Source organism: Centipeda artemidis DSM 19719 (assembly GCF_000426665.1).
GTDB lineage: Bacteria > Bacillota > Negativicutes > Selenomonadales > Selenomonadaceae > Centipeda > Centipeda artemidis.
On sequence record NZ_AUFU01000008.1, the window covers coordinates 44130 to 59764 of the forward strand.

The 15635-nt window shown below is 59.1% G+C and carries 19 protein-coding genes; 3 read left to right on the forward strand and 16 right to left on the reverse strand.

Annotation, left to right across the window (positions count from 1 at the left end):
- Window positions 1–81 precede the first annotated feature (81 nt).
- Genes K341_RS0106040 through K341_RS12295 form a run of 3 tightly spaced genes read left to right on the forward strand, consistent with a single transcriptional unit; the run spans window position 82 to window position 1944 of the window.
- Complete coding sequence (locus tag K341_RS0106040; protein WP_026762183.1) at window positions 82–702, forward strand: MotA/TolQ/ExbB proton channel family protein; 621 nt, start codon at window positions 82–84, stop codon at window positions 700–702.
- Window positions 702–1112: an ExbD/TolR family protein gene (locus K341_RS0106045; RefSeq protein WP_009348876.1), complete on the forward strand. Its 411-nt coding sequence runs from the start codon at window positions 702–704 to the stop codon at window positions 1110–1112. Before K341_RS0106040 ends, K341_RS0106045 begins: the two co-directional genes overlap by 1 nt.
- Before the next feature lie 4 nt (window positions 1113–1116).
- Window positions 1117–1944 (forward strand): energy transducer TonB, encoded by an 828-nt coding sequence (locus tag K341_RS12295; RefSeq protein WP_071604400.1) that lies wholly within the window; start codon window positions 1117–1119, stop codon window positions 1942–1944.
- A 109-nt stretch (window positions 1945–2053) separates the two neighbouring features.
- Here the strand turns inward: K341_RS12295 and crcB are convergent, their stop codons facing one another.
- The 16 genes from crcB to cbiD are packed head-to-tail and all read right to left on the reverse strand — an operon-like array spanning window position 2054 to window position 15551.
- Window positions 2054–2425, reverse strand: coding sequence for a fluoride efflux transporter CrcB (gene crcB, locus K341_RS0106055; protein WP_026762185.1), 372 nt, complete (start codon window positions 2423–2425; stop codon window positions 2054–2056).
- A gap of 13 nt (window positions 2426–2438) precedes the next feature.
- Window positions 2439–3050, reverse strand: coding sequence for a histidine phosphatase family protein (locus K341_RS0106060; RefSeq protein ID WP_026762186.1), 612 nt, complete (start codon window positions 3048–3050; stop codon window positions 2439–2441).
- Window positions 3051–3073: 23 nt separating this feature from the next.
- A complete protein-coding gene (locus tag K341_RS0106065; RefSeq protein WP_026762187.1) occupies window positions 3074–3952 on the reverse strand; it encodes a GHMP family kinase ATP-binding protein in 879 nt (292 codons plus the stop codon).
- On the reverse strand, window positions 3937–4743 hold the full coding sequence (cobS, locus tag K341_RS0106070) for an adenosylcobinamide-GDP ribazoletransferase (protein WP_026762188.1): 807 nt from the start codon (window positions 4741–4743) through the stop codon (window positions 3937–3939). The genes K341_RS0106065 and cobS overlap by 16 nt, the downstream gene beginning before the upstream one ends.
- A gap of 9 nt (window positions 4744–4752) precedes the next feature.
- The gene (gene cbiB / locus K341_RS0106075; protein WP_026762189.1) at window positions 4753–5709 is read right to left on the reverse strand and encodes an adenosylcobinamide-phosphate synthase CbiB; all 957 of its coding nucleotides are present in this window, start codon (window positions 5707–5709) and stop codon (window positions 4753–4755) included.
- Window positions 5706–7247 (reverse strand): cobyric acid synthase, encoded by a 1542-nt coding sequence (locus tag K341_RS0106080; protein ID WP_026762190.1) that lies wholly within the window; start codon window positions 7245–7247, stop codon window positions 5706–5708. Before K341_RS0106080 ends, cbiB begins: the two co-directional genes overlap by 4 nt.
- A 1-nt stretch (window position 7248) precedes the next feature.
- Window positions 7249–7821 carry a bifunctional adenosylcobinamide kinase/adenosylcobinamide-phosphate guanylyltransferase gene (gene cobU, locus K341_RS0106085; protein WP_026762191.1) on the reverse strand — a complete coding sequence of 191 codons (573 nt, stop codon included), beginning with the start codon at window positions 7819–7821 and terminating at the stop codon, window positions 7249–7251.
- Complete coding sequence (locus K341_RS0106090) at window positions 7809–9173, reverse strand: cobyrinic acid a,c-diamide synthase CobB (protein ID WP_026762192.1); 1365 nt, start codon at window positions 9171–9173, stop codon at window positions 7809–7811. The genes cobU and K341_RS0106090 overlap by 13 nt, the downstream gene beginning before the upstream one ends.
- An 18-nt stretch (window positions 9174–9191) precedes the next feature.
- Window positions 9192–9827 carry a precorrin-8X methylmutase gene (locus K341_RS0106095; RefSeq protein WP_009348887.1) on the reverse strand — a complete coding sequence of 212 codons (636 nt, stop codon included), beginning with the start codon at window positions 9825–9827 and terminating at the stop codon, window positions 9192–9194.
- Window positions 9828–9847: 20 nt separating this feature from the next.
- Window positions 9848–10630 carry a precorrin-6A reductase gene (gene cobK / locus K341_RS0106100; RefSeq protein WP_009439115.1) on the reverse strand — a complete coding sequence of 261 codons (783 nt, stop codon included), beginning with the start codon at window positions 10628–10630 and terminating at the stop codon, window positions 9848–9850.
- On the reverse strand, window positions 10627–11382 hold the full coding sequence (gene cobJ, locus K341_RS0106105; protein WP_009348889.1) for a precorrin-3B C(17)-methyltransferase: 756 nt from the start codon (window positions 11380–11382) through the stop codon (window positions 10627–10629). The genes cobK and cobJ overlap by 4 nt, the downstream gene beginning before the upstream one ends.
- On the reverse strand, window positions 11370–12464 hold the full coding sequence (locus K341_RS0106110; protein ID WP_026762193.1) for a cobalt-precorrin 5A hydrolase: 1095 nt from the start codon (window positions 12462–12464) through the stop codon (window positions 11370–11372). The genes cobJ and K341_RS0106110 overlap by 13 nt, the downstream gene beginning before the upstream one ends.
- Window positions 12461–13216: a precorrin-4 C(11)-methyltransferase gene (gene cobM / locus K341_RS0106115; RefSeq protein WP_026762194.1), complete on the reverse strand. Its 756-nt coding sequence runs from the start codon at window positions 13214–13216 to the stop codon at window positions 12461–12463. Before cobM ends, K341_RS0106110 begins: the two co-directional genes overlap by 4 nt.
- A gap of 9 nt (window positions 13217–13225) precedes the next feature.
- Window positions 13226–13801: a precorrin-6Y C5,15-methyltransferase (decarboxylating) subunit CbiT gene (gene cbiT, locus K341_RS0106120; RefSeq protein WP_026762195.1), complete on the reverse strand. Its 576-nt coding sequence runs from the start codon at window positions 13799–13801 to the stop codon at window positions 13226–13228.
- A complete protein-coding gene (cbiE, locus tag K341_RS0106125) occupies window positions 13798–14442 on the reverse strand; it encodes a precorrin-6y C5,15-methyltransferase (decarboxylating) subunit CbiE (RefSeq protein ID WP_026762196.1) in 645 nt (214 codons plus the stop codon). The genes cbiT and cbiE overlap by 4 nt, the downstream gene beginning before the upstream one ends.
- A 2-nt stretch (window positions 14443–14444) precedes the next feature.
- A complete protein-coding gene (cbiD, locus tag K341_RS0106130) occupies window positions 14445–15551 on the reverse strand; it encodes a cobalt-precorrin-5B (C(1))-methyltransferase CbiD (protein WP_026762197.1) in 1107 nt (368 codons plus the stop codon).
- Window positions 15552–15635: the final 84 nt, after the last annotated feature.

Here is a 15635-nt window from a genome sequence, read left to right on the forward strand (position 1 = left end):
CTATTGAGGTAGTATCTATCAATATGGGGCGAATCCGACCCAAGTATGGACGATCTATGTTATATGGAGGAGTAAAATCATATGGAAGGTTTTTCTAGTGCAATGCATCTCTTTAAGAGCGGCGGTCTCGTTATGTATCCGCTGCTCCTGCTCTCCCTGATTACTTTTGCAATTGCGGTGGAGCGTTTTTACTACTACCGCATCAACCGCAAGGGATCACGCGTATTTTTCCATGGTGTCTATCATGCTGCCGTGCAGAAGGATTTTGATACCATAGAAAAGCTCTGTAAGGAGTTCCCATCCGCCATCAGCCGCGTCATCGAGAGCGGTCTCATGAACGCAGGGACGGAGACGACAATGAAGGGAGCGTTCTCCGATCGTATGTCGATGGAGGCGATCAACTTTCGCCGTTATCTCGACTATCTGAGTGCAATTGTAACCATCGCTCCGCTGCTCGGACTGCTCGGCACGGTCACGGGCATGATCCAGACGTTCAGCGTGCTCGACGAGGGCGGCGGTGCAGGCGCGATCACAGGCGGCGTCGGCGAGGCACTCGTTGCAACGGCATCCGGTCTTTGCGTTGCTATTATTGCATTCTGTGTCTATACCTATTTTAGCCATCAGCTTGACGCCATTGTTACGGATACGGAGCGTCTGTGCTCCACAGTCGTTACTGCAAAGAAAGAAAGCTGGGAAACATAATGAATTTTGGCAATCATCGGCTGAAAAAGAAGCCGGAATTTATGATTATTCCGATGATCGATATTATCTTCTTCCTGCTTGTCTTCTTCATGATGAACAGTTTGCAGACGGTCGCGCAGAAAGCGCTTGCCGTACAGCTTCCTCAAGCTCAGTCGGCATCTGCGCCCGCACAGCTCCCAATCATCATGACACTCGATGAAGAAGGTCATATCACTATTGACAACAACCCCGTGAGCATCACGGAGTCAGCGGCAATCATGAAGAGCCGTATGCAGGCAAATCCGGATGCTGCAGTCGTTTTGCAGGCGGACAAACGTACGGCACACGGGCAGGTCGTCGCAGTCATGGATATGCTTAAAGGAGCGGGGGTAAAGCGGCTCTCGATTGCCGCAGAACAAAAGAAGGGATAGAGATATGGATCGAAATCTCTCATGGAGAAAGGCCTATATCGTCTCCGTTCTGCTGCATCTCGTGCTGTTTGCCCTCCTGGCAATCGGACTAACGGTTGTTGTTAAACAACAGGAACAGCAGGTTTACGTCGTCGACCTTGCAACATCTGATTTTAGCGAAGGTGGCGGCGGCAGTGCGGGCGGAGGCGGTGAAAGTGGTGGTGGAAACGAGTCGCTGTTCCCCGAGCCATTAAAGGCTGAAGAGGTTGCCAAACGTGTTGAAGCGGTGCAACAGACTGTTCCCACACCGGTCACAACAACCGATACGCCCCAAACGACACCAACACCGGACGCAGTCACGCTGCCTACGCCGGGATCGTCATCAACTACATCCGAATCGTCTGAAACCGGCTCCAATACCGGTAGTAATACCACCGGCGGCAGTAATAATGGCGGCAGCAACGGTGGCGGCGGCGGTGGAAGTAACGGCGGCGGCGGTGGCGGCGGCAGCAACGCTGGTGGTGGAGGCGGAAATGATGGCGGCGGTGGCGGCGGCAGCAACGGCGGCGGTGTCCAAAAGGCGCCCTTCGATTATGAGGGGTTCCGCCGCGCAGTCGATGCAAATAAGCAATATCCCTATATGGCAATTAAACGTCGTTTGGAAGGTCGCCCCATTGTTACAGTGACAGTGTCTGCTTCCGGATCGATTGCGGGAGTCTCATTATCGAGTCCGTCCGGTCATAGTATGCTGGATGAGGCTGCTGTAAATGCAGTTTATGCCGTTGGATCCTATCCAAATCCCACGAATGACACAGTTACTTTTAATGTTCCCATATCTTTCACGTTGAACTAACAGTCACTATGACATATCTTTATACAAAAAGGTCACAGAAGTCTATTCTGTGACCTTTTTGTATAGAGAAAATCCCCGCAATCATTTGCCGGGATGCACATCATCAATGTTACTCCCATGCCTGCACCATATACCGCGCCGTTAAGAGTACACCTATGCCGAGCATAACACTAGCGCACAGATAGAGGAGCGCGAAGGGAATTTTCCCCTCATCCATCAAGGAAACGGTCTCAAGAGAAAATGTGGAAAATGTTGTAAATCCGCCGCAAATTCCCGTCTGCAGGAAGAGCACAAGACGCGGGTCGATTCCGCTGTTCCTGCCCGCGAGCGCTACAATCACACCGATAGCAAAACAGCCGACGATGTTGACGCAGAACGTGCCGAGCGGAAATCCGCCCGCGAGCCGCGGAATCGCCTGCCCGAGAAGATAGCGCAACACGGCGCCGATTGCACCGCCGAGCCCGACGGCAAGAACATTCATCGCACGACACCTCTCACACGGACAGATGCGCCGTGTCGTTCATCAGCGTTATCGCGGCGAAGCCGTCGTCCTCGAAGCGGATGCGGTTGACCGCAGTATTGAACTGTGAGACGTGCCAGATCGCGCGCACGGGCATGGAGAGAATATCCGCGAACAGAATGCGGATGGACGCCCCGTGCGAGATGAGCACAATGCGCCTGCCCTTATTCTGCGCGGCGATCTCGCGGACACGCCCTGCGACGCGGCGGCGGAACTCTTGGAAGTTCTCGATCCCCGGAATATCGATGGATTCAGGGTCTCTGTAGAACTGCTTCATGAGATCGGGCGTTTCCTCATTGATTTCGCTGAAATAGCGTCCTTCCCATGTGCCGAAGTTCAGTTCCCGGAGCGCCGCGTCCTTCTCTACGGGAAGCCCAAAACGCGCGGCGAGGGGCTGTGCCGTTTCCACGGCGCGAATGAGATCGCTCGCATAGATTTTATCGATGTCGTCGAGCGCTATATTTTTCCCCAGCAGTTCCGCCTGCTCATGCCCCGCTGCGGAAAGAGGAACATCCGAATGCCCTTGGAACCGCCCCGTGATATTCCACTCCGTCTCCCCGTGCCGAATGATGATGATTTCCGTCATTTCTCTCGCCCCTTCATCCTACTCTAGGCTCTGATCTCGCAGATGACACCGCCCGAGATCAGCCGCACCGTCTGCATATACCTGTACCGTCCCGCAAACTCCTGCGCGATCTGCTCCGTCCGCCGCGCGATGTCCCCGGCGGGCAGTGCCGATTCCCACAGCACGCCGACAACGGTGCCGCTGTGTGCGACGTTGACGCCGAGCGCGCCTTTCCCCTTGGCAAGGGCGATAAATTCGTCCAGCCCCTCTTTCGGCAGATGCTCTTGATTGAGCCGCGCACTCGCCGTCGCCACCTGTCCGAGCAAAATTTCCTGCCGATAGTCCGCCGTATGAAACGCGCTGTCCACGGTGTCAAGCAGGCGGCGATACTCGTCATCTTGACTGCCGCCGGCGCTCTTGCTTTGATAATACGAAATCGTATCCACTTCGCCGCCCACATCGAAAATGGAGATGCCGATGAGCGGCACGTTTCGGTACTGCCCAAAGAGTGCGCCCGTCGTATGACTGACATGCGACAGTCCCTCAAAGGCGATGCCGTCGCTCGGCTCGATGGCGATGGCGATGTCCATGAGCTCCCGCGCCGTCAGCTCCCGTCCAAAAGCACGCGCCGCCGCGTATGCGCACGCGGTGATGTCCGCACTGGAGGATGCCATGCCCTTGCCCTGCGGGACAGGAGACTCGAGCCGAATCCCCCACGGCAAGGCGTCTTTCCCAACGAGGGCAAGCGCACGTGTGACCGCTTCCTGCGCCTTTGTCCCAAGTCCCTGCATCCCGGTGAACGCGTCGGACACGGTCGCCGTCGCATAGACGCTGATGGGGGCAGTCACGAGGAACGGAGTCCCTGCAATAGAACCTTCGATGAGTTCGCCGCAGGATGCGGGCGCTTTTACAATGATTTCCATAACAACTCCAATACTGAGCACATCGTCTGCATCGAGGCGGCAATGAGCGCTTGCTGCGTCGATACGACGGAAAAAACAAATAAAACTACGGTCTCCGTCAGCACGGTTGTCGCGCCGTAGACATCCCCCGTCACGCCGCCGAGCTGCCCGGTGATGAACCGGCAGAATAAGAGCGCGAACAGGACGCCCGCGAAGAGCGCGAGCCACGCCCCCATGCCGAATGGCAGGACGAGCAGTATAGTCGTCACGGCGGCAATGAGGAGCGTCTGCCGATCTGCCATATCCGCAAAGATTTTCCCCAGCCCATCCTTGCGCGCATAGGGGAAACAAGCGATGGAAATCACCATGGCAAGCCGCCCGATGATCGGCATGACGAAAAGCGCGGGAATCAGCAGCAAAGGGAACATATCGGCGAGCAGTGCGTACTGGATGAACATCATCGCGGCGATGGTCACGACGCCGAACGAGCCGACGCGGCTGTCTTTCATGATCTCGAGCTTGCGCTCCCGTTCGCGCCCCGAAAACACGCCGTCCGCCGTATCCATCAGACCGTCCGCGTGCAGTCCGCCCGTCAGGATGAGCGGGAGGAGCATCAGCAGGACGCTCGTCAGCGTATGCGTGCCGATCGTATATAGGAGCACATACGCGGCAAGCGCATAGCAGAGCCCGAGTACCAGTCCGACGAGCGGGAAAAAACGTGTACTGCGCCCAAAATCCTCAGCCGTCCACTCCGTCTGGCACACCAGGCGAATCCGTGTGAGAAATTGAAGCCCGATCAAAAAGGAATGCATAGAAAGCCTCTACATGTAAAGAGAAATCATATAATAAAAGCACAGATACAATATCGCAGCCGTCCCCATCAGGCGAATCGCGCCGAGGATGTGTTTTGGGCGAATATCAACGTGCGCATCACCCATGTAGGCGCGAAAGTGCCGCTCGCCGAAGTAGTAATTCACGCCGCCGAGACGGATGTGCAGCGCGCCCGCAACGGGCGCCTCGGCATAGCCGCCGTTTGGACTTGGATGCCCCGACGCGTCGCGTGCCATGATATACATCGCGTTGCGCCCATCATAGCCGAGCAGGAATGCCGCCATGACAAAGAGCATCCCCGTGATGCGCGCAGGGACGAAACTCAGCACGTCGTCCACGCGCGCCGCCATGCGTCCAAAATAGAGGTAGCGTTCGTTCTTGTAGCCGATCATGGAGTCCATCGTATTTGCCGCACGATAGAGCACCGCGAGCGGCGCGCCTCCAATCGCAAAGAAAAAGAGAGGCGCGATCACGCCGTCCACCGTATTCTCCGCAATCGTTTCGATCGCCGCGCGCGCCACATCCGCTTCGTCGAGCCGATCCGTATCGCGCCCGACGATCCATCCGACGCGTTCGCGCGCGCCCGGAAGATTTCCTGCGGCAAGCAGGGCATAGATGTCGCGCCCCGCCTTTGCCAGCATGTGCGGCGAAATCGTAAAGTAAAGCAGAACCGCGCTCACAGCATCGACGCCCCACGATACGGGGAGCCGCTGCGCTGCGAGAAGCAGCCCCTCGGCAACGGCATAGGAAAAACAGAGAATGAGCGCCGTGAGTACGGCGCCCATTGCCAGTCGTCGTTCATTCCCGCCCTGCTCCGGATAGAGCAAACGCTCCAGCCACGCAATCAGACGCCCGAGCAGTGCGACGGGATGCCACCGCGTCTGCGGATCTCCAAAGATCATATCGAGACCGAACGCACACATCGCGACCAATGCCGCACTCATCATGCGTCCGCCCCCATGCCGACAATCGCGCGCAGCTTCTCCATATCAAGGCTTTTGCGCACGGTCTCGGCGAGACGGTCATAGGCGCGCTCCTTCTCTGCGCGGTAGCGGTACTGCACAGGAAGGGACGCAAGTCCGCGCCGCGTACGCAGACGATTGATGATGCCGCGCCGCAGCTCGTCGTCGTCGAAGATGCCGTGAATATACGTCCCCGCAACGAGTCCATCCGCCGAGAGAGCGCCGTCGACGGCATCCGCAGGCGCGCCGCCCGCCGCAACAATCCGGAACGGACGGTGCACCTCCTCGGTAAAGACGGTCTCGCCCATGTGGATCTCATATCCGGGCAGATCGCGCCCCGCAAGGCGCTCGCCAAGGAAGGGAAAATCCTCGCACTGCGCCGTGACCTGACGCAGACGCTTATGCGCCGCAAATGTCGTCTCGCTCGGAAGGTAGCCGAATCCCGCAATCTCATCGTGCTCCGACTCCGTATGCAGCGGGTCGCGCACCTTGCGCCCGAGCATCTGATAGCCGCCGCAGATGCCAAAGAGCGGCGTCCCGGCGGCGGCTGCACGGCGAATCGCCTCTTCCAATCCGCATTGACGAATATAGAGGAGATCCTCCGTCGTATTCTTCGAACCGGGGAGAAGAATGAGGTCGGGACTGCCCAGCTCCGCGGGCGTACTCACATAGTAGAGTGCGACATCCGGCTCGTCTGCGAGCGCGTCAAAATCGGTAAAATTCGACAGCTTCGGCGTACGAATCACGGCGATACGAATCTTTTCAGCATCCCCCGCGTCGGCATGGGTGCTCTTCTCGTCAAGCGATACCGAGTCCTCTTCGTCAATGCCGAGCTGTTCAATGTGCGGAACGACGCCGAGGACGGGTTTGCCCGTCTTTTTCTCCAGGAACTCCAGCGCGGGCGTCAGGAGCGTGACATCCCCGCGGAATTTATTGATCACAAGCCCCTTGACAAGCATGCGTTCCTCCTCGTCGAGCAGTTCGAGTGTCCCGACGAGGGAAGCAAGCGCGCCGCCGCGGTCGATGTCCGCAATGAGGAGCACGGGTGCGTTCAGATGTTTTGCCACGCGCATATTGACAATATCGTTCGCCTTGAGATTGATCTCGGCGGGACTGCCCGCGCCCTCGATCACGATCAGCTCGTACTCATCCTGCAATCGTTTGAGAGCTTCTTCCACCGCGCCCCACGCCTTCAACGAGTATCCCGTATGATACTCGCGCGCACTCATATTGCCGACCGGCTCACCCATGATGACGACCTGCGACTGCGCGTTGCCCGTGGGTTTCAGGAGGACGGGGTTCATGTCGATCATCGGCGCGAGCCCTGCCGCCTCTGCCTGCGCGACCTGCGCGCGTCCCATCTCGCGCCCGTCGAGTGTGACATAGGAGTTCAGCGCCATATTCTGCGCCTTAAACGGCACAATGCGCCGTCCCTCCTGCAGGAAGATACGGCAGAGAGCCGTCGTCAGAATGCTCTTGCCCACATGAGAACTCGTTCCCATCAGCATGATCGTCTTTGCCATACTAAATATCCTCCGCCAATTTCTTGATGTCCACGGGAATGCCGCAGGTCACGAGATATACCATATCCGCGGATGCGGCGAGCCGCTGATTCGCCAGCCCCGCCATATCCCGGTAAAGGCGCGCGAGCTTGTTCTCCGGCACAATGCCTGTCCCCACCTCGTTCGTGACAAAGACGGTCACGGCGTCGACGGACTGTGCGGCGTGAATCAGATCGTCCATCCGTGCGCGCACATGCGCGGCAAACGAATCCGCCTGCTGCTCCTCCTCCGAATACTGCAAAATATCATTGCTGAGAAACATTGTAATGCAGTCAAAGAGAATGACGCCGTGCCGCTCCCCCGCCTCTCGCAGAGCCTCGGGCGCCTCATAAGGCGCCTCATAGGTCATCCAGTCGGCGGGGCGGCGGGAGCGATGGAGACGCACGCGCTGCTGCATCTCGTCGTCATAGATTTGCGACGTTGCGATATAGGCAACGGACGTGCCATGCTCCCGCGCAGCGTGTGCCGCATAACGCTCCGCAAACGCGGACTTGCCCGAGCGCGCGCCGCCCGTGACGAGGATTATTTGTCCCATGTACGGCACGCCTCCACGAACGACGCGGCAACCGCGGGACAGCCCGCAAAATGCAGGTGGAGGTAACTGCCGAGCGTCCTTTGAACAATGCGCCCCGCAGGATACTGCGCCCCGTTGCGCATCTTGGTAAAGATAAAGGGACGCGCGGTCTCCCCGACGTCCGCTTCCTCCACGGAAAAATGGAACTCGTGCCCGTGCAGAGGAAGCCCTGCCGCACCAAATACGGTATCCATCGCCTGCACGGCGTCCACATAGCCGACCATCTGAAGTTTCTCAGTCATACGCGCCGTCCCGGGAAACACGCCCGCCATTTGATGCGACGTTCCGGCGAAATCCACAAGGTGCGACATCAGATACATATAGCCGCCGCACTCGGCATAGATCGGCATTCCCCGCTCCGCCGCTGTGCGAATCGACGCGCGCATAGACGTGTTTGCCGCGAGCTGCGCGGCAAACATCTCCGGGAATCCACCGCCGATGATCAGTCCGTCTACGTCCGGAATCTCGGCGTCATGCAGGGGGCTAAATGGGACGAGCTGCGCCCCGCAGCCCTCGAGCTCGGCAAGACTCGCGGCGTAATAAAAGGAAAACGCATCGTCGCGCGCAATCCCGATGCGGCAAGAGGTTTTCACATCCCGGTGCGTTCCCGGCACATAGTCGAGCGGCGGCGCACTGCGCGCCAGTTCCAAGATGCGCGCGATGTCAAGTCTCGCCTCAACCTGTGCACCGATGGCGCGCACCGTCTCCGCCGCCTCGTTCTCCTCCACGGGCGTTAGCCCGAGATGTCGCTCAGGGAGCGCGAGCGCGGCATTGCGGCGGAGCGCGCCAAAGACGGGCATATCGATGCCCGCCATTGCCGTTCGAATCATCTCTTCATGCGTCTCACTGCCAAGGCGATTGATGAGAACGCCCGCAAGACGGACGTCCTCGTCATACACACGAAAGCCGAGCGCGGTTGCCGCGGCAGATGCTCCTACCGACTTTGCATCAATCACGAGCAATACGGGAGCGTCGAGAGCCTTTGCAATCGACGCCGTAGAGCTGATGCCTTTGCGCCCGCCGTCGTAGAGCCCCATGACGCCCTCGATAACCGCAACGTCCGCGCCCGCACATTCACGCGCAAATATCTCCGTGAGCCGAGATTCGGGAACGAGCCATGTATCGAGATTGTGCCCCGCACGACCGCTCGCCATACGGTGATAGCCGAGATCGATGTAGTCGGGTCCCACCTTGAACGACTGCACGGTCAGCCCCTTGGCGTGCAGCGCCGCGAGGAGCCCCGTGACGAGCGTCGTCTTGCCGCCGCCCGATTGCGTTGCCGCAACGACGATGCGCGGGATATTCCACTCCATAAGCGCTCCTCTCACCGATCAGGGACGCGTATTGTCGATCAGATACATCATCGCATTGACCGCCGCCGCCGCAATGGGGCTGCCGCCCTTCGTTCCCTCTACCGTGATATAGGGAACGATGCCGTTCGCCGCAAGCTCCGCCTTCGACTCCGCCGCACCGACAAAGCCGACAGGGATGCCGACGATGCAGGCGGGACGAATCCCCTCTTCGCGCACCATGCGAAGCACTTCAAAGAGCGCCGTCGGCGCGTTGCCGATGGCAACAATGCTGCCGTTCAAATCCTTACCGAATTGACGCATCGCGATCATCGAGCGTGTGATGCCCTCCTGCTTCGCGCGGACGGCGACGTCCGGATCGGCAACGAGGCAGTGTACCTCTCCGCCAAAGGACGCGAGCTTCTTCTTATTGATGCCCGTGCGCACCATTTCAACGTCCGTATAGATGTGCGCCCCCTTGCGCAGTGCGTCCATCGCAACCGCGATCGCCTCCGGATGCACGCGGATGATCGGCGCATAGCCGACGTCGCCGGACGCGTGGATGAGACGCGAATACACCTTCGTCGCCGCCTCGTCGAGCCCCAGCTCCGCAAGATGCGGTGCGATCAGTTCCATACTGCGGTTCTCAATAGCCATCGGCTCTTTGATAAAATCCATTGTGATTCTCCTATTCTTTCTTACGATTCGCACTTGGAATCGACAAATTTCAACACTTCCTCAAATGTATGCGCCAGATGCGGATAGTCCAGTACGGGGCGGTCGATGACGACCACGGGCAGACCGAGATCCTCCGCCGCTTGGAATTTCTCATCCGTACCGCCGACCATACCGCTGTTCTTAGTCACGATCACGTCGGCATCGTATTTTTCATACATACTGCGGTTCATTTCCCGCGAAAAAGGCCCCTGCATCGCGATGATCTGCGCGGGCGTCAGCCCGAGTTTTTCGCAGAGCTCCACGACCTCCGCCGTCGGCAGGACGCGCGCGATCAAGGTGCAGTCCTTCAGCGCCGGCGCCTTGACGAACCGCTCGAGATTACGGCTGCCCGTCGTTAAAAACACCGTTTTCCCAAGACGGGCGCACGTCTCGCACGCCTCCTCATAACCGTGCACGAGATGCACGTTCTCGTAGGAAATATCGGTCACGTCGCGCTCATAGCGGATGTACGGAAGCCCCGCCGCCGCACATGCCGTCATCGCGTTGCGCGACACATTGACAGCATAGGGATGCGTCGCATCGACAAAGATGCGAATGTCATGTTCCTTGAAAAAATCCAATAAGCCCTGCTCGTCAAGCGGCGTGTCGTTGATGATGAGCTTTCCGCCGCCCTCGGTGCGCTGTGCGGCAAGAAGCTGCTCGCCATAGGAACTGACGACGGACGCCGCTACATCATGCCCTGCGGCGCAGAGACGGCGCACGAGTTCGCGCCCGTCCTGCGTTCCCGATGCTACAAAAATCACAGTCCAGGCTCCCTCTTTTGATAGCCGCGCGGCGTAATCATCCAGTCGCCGACGGAGCGCGTCTTAGAGTTGCCGATGATGACGAGCGAGAACATATTGATGTCCTCATTCGTGAAATGACCAAGCGTCGAGATGAGCACCGCCTCATTGTCGCGGCTCGCGCCCGTCACGACGCCGACAGGCGTCTCCGGCGAACGATAGCGCAGGAAGATGTCCTGCACGGCGTTGATCTGACCGACGCGCTTGTGGCTGCGCGGATTGTAGAGCGCTGCGACAAAGTCGCCCTTTGCCGCAAGCTCCGCACGCTCCTGAATGATCTCCCACGGCGTCAGGAGGTCGGAAAGGCTGATGACGACAAAGTCGTGCATGATGGGCGCGCCCAGCAGCGCCGCCGCCGCACTCATCGCCGAGACGCCGGGAACGATCCCACCGAACTCGGGGCGCTCCGCCTCGTCGATCTTGACCAGCAGCTCGAGCACGAGCCCCGCCATACCGTAAATTCCGGCGTCGCCACTCGAGATGACGACGACCGTTTCCCCATCCATCGCTTCCTTGAGCGCTGCGCGGCAGCGGTCGATTTCCTGCGTCATGCCCGTGTCGAGGACTCTCTTATCCTTGATAATATCCTCGATCAGCTCCACATAGCGCTTGTACCCGACGACCACCGTCGCCTCCTCAATTGTGCGCCGTGCGCGGTACGTCATATCGTCCAGACTGCCGGGGCCGATGCCCACAACGCTTATTTTTCCCATAAGAGTGCCACCGTCACTTTCCCTAATACCGTTCTGCCGAGCGCCATGCGCCCGCCGCTTTTTCCTGCCGCACAGAGCGCCGCCGCCTCGGAGACATTCCCGACGCCGATCGTCTGCTTGACAAAATTAGACTCTTTTAGTCCATATTGTTCCACCATCTGCGCGAGTTCTTCGCGCGCGTAAAAGATAATCTCGCGGTTCAGTGTGCGAGCCGCCGCGAGGAGTCCCGGCTCGTCACATTTGACCTCGGTACTTGCGAGCACTGAGATCGCCGAGACGTCACGTCCGATCTGCGCGCACGCTTCGGTCAGCGCACGCATAATCTCCTCCTCCGGCACACCCGCGCGGCATCCGACGCCCGCAATCAGGCGGCGCGGCACGAGATAGAGCGTCCGCATAGGCATCTCCGACGCGTCCGGAACACGCTCCGCCGCAGTGACAACCACGCGGTACTGTGCCTCCTCCGGAGGCGGAAGAATCCCCTCAAACGGTGCAGCCGAAATCCCCTCGCCGCACAGTCCTGCCTCATAAAATTCATGCTGCGCTACCGCCCTATCGAGGAAGTAATCGAGCCATTTCCCCTCCAGCAGTGCACTGTTCAGCACCTGTATCGCCGCCTTTGGCTCGGGGCGCAGTGCGAGCCGTGCCGCAATCGCATCGGGGGCGCGTACGCCTGTCACGTCCGTCGCCGTCGTGATGACGGGATCGGCGCCGATTACTGCGCAGAGCCGCTGCGTATACTCGTTTGCCCCGCCGACATGCCCCGATAACAGGCTGATGCCGTGCCGCCCCTGCTCGTCAAAGACGAGAACGGCGGGGTCGTACAGCTTGCTGTTGATATAGGGCGCGATCATGCGGACGACAATTCCCGTCGCCATTACACAGACAAGCGTGTCATAGCGTCCGAACGCGTCCTGCATGACATCTGCAAGCCGAACGAAATACCGTACCTTGCGCTCGGCAGGTACCTGCTCCCGCATCCGCTCAGGGAAAAACAGCGTCCCTTTGCCGCCTTCAGCATCGTGGAGACGCAGTGCCAAGCGTACACCGCCCTGCGTCAGCGCAAAGAGCGCGGTTCTCATTTCTTTGCGTCCCGGAACATGTGCGAGAAACCGGAGTCATAGAGCCGTGAAAGCTCATATTCCGTATTGAGACAGTCGCCGACAACGATCATCGCCGTGCGGTCGATCTCCTCTTCCGCCACCTGCTTGGCAATCGTCTCAAGCGTACCGCGCAGAATCTTCTGCTCCGGCCACGTTGCGCGCTGAACAATGGCAATCGGCGTCGTGATCTCGTAGCCGCCTGCCGTGAGTTCCGCGACGACCTCTTCGATCATAGAGATCGAAAGGAAAATGCACATCGTCGCATGATGTGCCGCGAGACTGCGCAGCTTCTCACGCTCCGGCACGGGGGTACGCCCCTCGTTGCGCGTAATGATAACGGTTTGCGAGATACCGGGCAGCGTATACTCCTGGCGCAGCGCCGCCGCCGTGCCAAGGAAAGAGCTGACGCCCGGCGTGACGTCGTATTCGAATCCGCGCTTTTTCCACGCGTCCATCTGTTCCTGTATCGCACCGTAGATCGCAGGGTCTCCCGTATGGAGACGCACCGTCATTTTCCCCTCGGATTCCGCACGGGCAATGACCTCCACGACGTCGTCGAGGGTCATATGCGCCGAGTTATGAATCTCCGTGCCCTTTTTGCAGTAATTGAGCAGGGCAGGATTGACCAGCGAGCCCGCATAGATCACCACATCCGCCTCAGCAAGATAGCGCGCGCCCTTGACCGTGATCAGCTCCGGATCTCCGGGCCCCGCTCCAACAATATGAATCATCTGCTCTCCTCACTTTCTCTCTGCCGTAATGATATAGATGGGATTGAGCGCCTTTGCCATATCGTAGGGACCAACACGCTCCAATCGATTGATCTGCACCTGTACTGCCTCATAAGAATAGTCGTCCTTATGCGCGTGGAAATAATCGAGACACGCTGCAACCGTCTGCATCGTGATCGCATTCGCGACGATGCGCCCCTGCGGACGCAGGCGTGTGCCGATGATGTCGAGAATGTCCGCAAGTTTCCGCCCGCTCCCGCCGATAATCGCAGCGTCGAGCGCCGGCAGATCCGCGAGCGCATCGGGCGCCGTCCCCTCCACAATAGTAATATTTTCTGCGCCGAATTTCTTAGCATTCTCCGCGATGAGCGCGATCCCGTCAGGATTCTTCTCAATCGCATAGACGTGTCCCTGCGGCGCCATGCGCGCCGCCTCGATGGAGATCGATCCTGTCCCCGCACCGACGTCGTAGACGACGGTATCCGGCGTGATACGCGCCTTGACCAGCGTCAGGATACGTATTTCTTCCTTCGTCATGGGAACTTTCCCACGCACGAAGTCTTCGTCTTTGATTCCAATATTCATTCTATATTCTCCTCATTTGCACAGACAATAATGACGCCGTGTCCAACGGCAGGCTCGCACACCGCCGCGCCGAGCGTCGTCGCAACGATGCGCTCGTCCTCGTAGGAAAGGCGCGTACAAATATACATGTGATCCGCATCGTGCCAGCCGTGTTGCAAGAGGCGCACCGCAATCGTCTGCGAGTTATTTTTCCCGTCCGTCAGCATACCTAGCACCGCCGCCGGTGCATATGTCAGTTCCGCAGGCAGCGGTTCGCGCCCGTGAAAACTCAGCAGACACGCGCCGTGCCACGGCAGTGCGAGCCGCGCAAAGGCAAGCTGAAGTGAGCTGATGCCGGGGACAACCTCGATCCGGTCGATCGGAAATGTCCGGCGCAGCGCGTCCAGCAGCGAATAATAGCCCGGGTCTCCCGATACCATCACCACAACGTCGTCCTCAGAGAGCGAAGTTCGAATGAACGCCAGCACGGAGGGGATATCCGCGCCAATCGAACATTCCTTTGCGCGCCCGTTCGAATAATCCGCAAGCGCACGACGACCACCGACGAGTATACGTGCATTTTCGATATAATTCTGTGCTTTTGGCAAAAGATAGGAAGAATCCCCGGGCCCGATGCCCACCACAATGATCCGATGTGTCATCGTCAAAGTCTCCATCCGTGTTCCCGCGCAATTGCGCGCGCCGCGGCATCCACGCCGAGAATATCCCCGGCAAAATTCACCATGATCGCGCCGACGCGCACCTTGCCAAAGAGGTATCGCTCCGCACGCACATGAACGCGTTCGGCGATCGCGGCACAGACCGCATCCGCGAGCCCTGCCGCCGCAATGCACTCCATCGCGTCCTCCGTCGTGTTCGAGGCGAGGATCGTCCGCACGCCCTCGGTGCTCATCCCCTCCGCCGCCGCATACGCCGCCAGTGTCTCAAGGCGCGCGTCCGCGACGCGGTTGTGCGTGTGGAACACGCCCGCCGCAATCTTCACGAGTTTTCCCGTATGTCCGAGAATGACCACATTTTTAACGCCGCGCTCCGCCGCGCTGTCGAGCATGAATCCAATAAAATTGCTCGTCTCGACGGCAGCCTCCTGCGGCACGCCGATAGCGAGCGCGATGCGCTCGCCGATCTTGCCCGGCACGAATACCAATGTGTCAAGCCCTGCGGCAAGAGCGACGTCGATCTGCGGCACAAGGGAATCCTTGAACGCCTCCTCGGACATCGGACGGAGCACGCCCGTTGTGCCGATGACGGAGATCCCACCCTCAATGCCGAGCACGGGGTTGAGCGTTTTCTTCGCGAGCTCCACGCCGGCGGGAATGGAGATGGTCACGACAGCGCCGAAGTCCGCCCTGCCCGTCATCTCCTCCACGACGCGGCGAATGAGCTCGCGCGGTCCCTTGTTGATGGACGGCTCTCCCACGGGTAGGCTCATGCCGCGCTTCGTCACCGTGCCGACGCCCTCGCCCGCACGAAATTCAATGTGAGATAGATCGTCGCGCAGCGTTAGCGTCGTGAACACGGATGCGCCGTTTGTGATGTCCGGGTCGTCTCCCGAGAACTTTACCACCTCCGCGCGAATGCCGTCCGGGGTCTCTTCTACCGCCTTCACAGGGATCGTCAGCGGCGTGCCGTCGAGCGCCATGAGTTCCACCTCATGCCAGTCCTCGCCTGCACGAAATAAAAATGCCGCCTTTACCCCTGCCGCCGCACATGCACCGGTCGTATATCCGCTGCGAAGTTCCGCCTTTGCCATAGTTCGCCTCATTCTGTCAGAAAAACAGAGATATTATAACATTCTTCCCTGAAAATGAAAAGGGAGCGCCGCGCTTTTCGCACA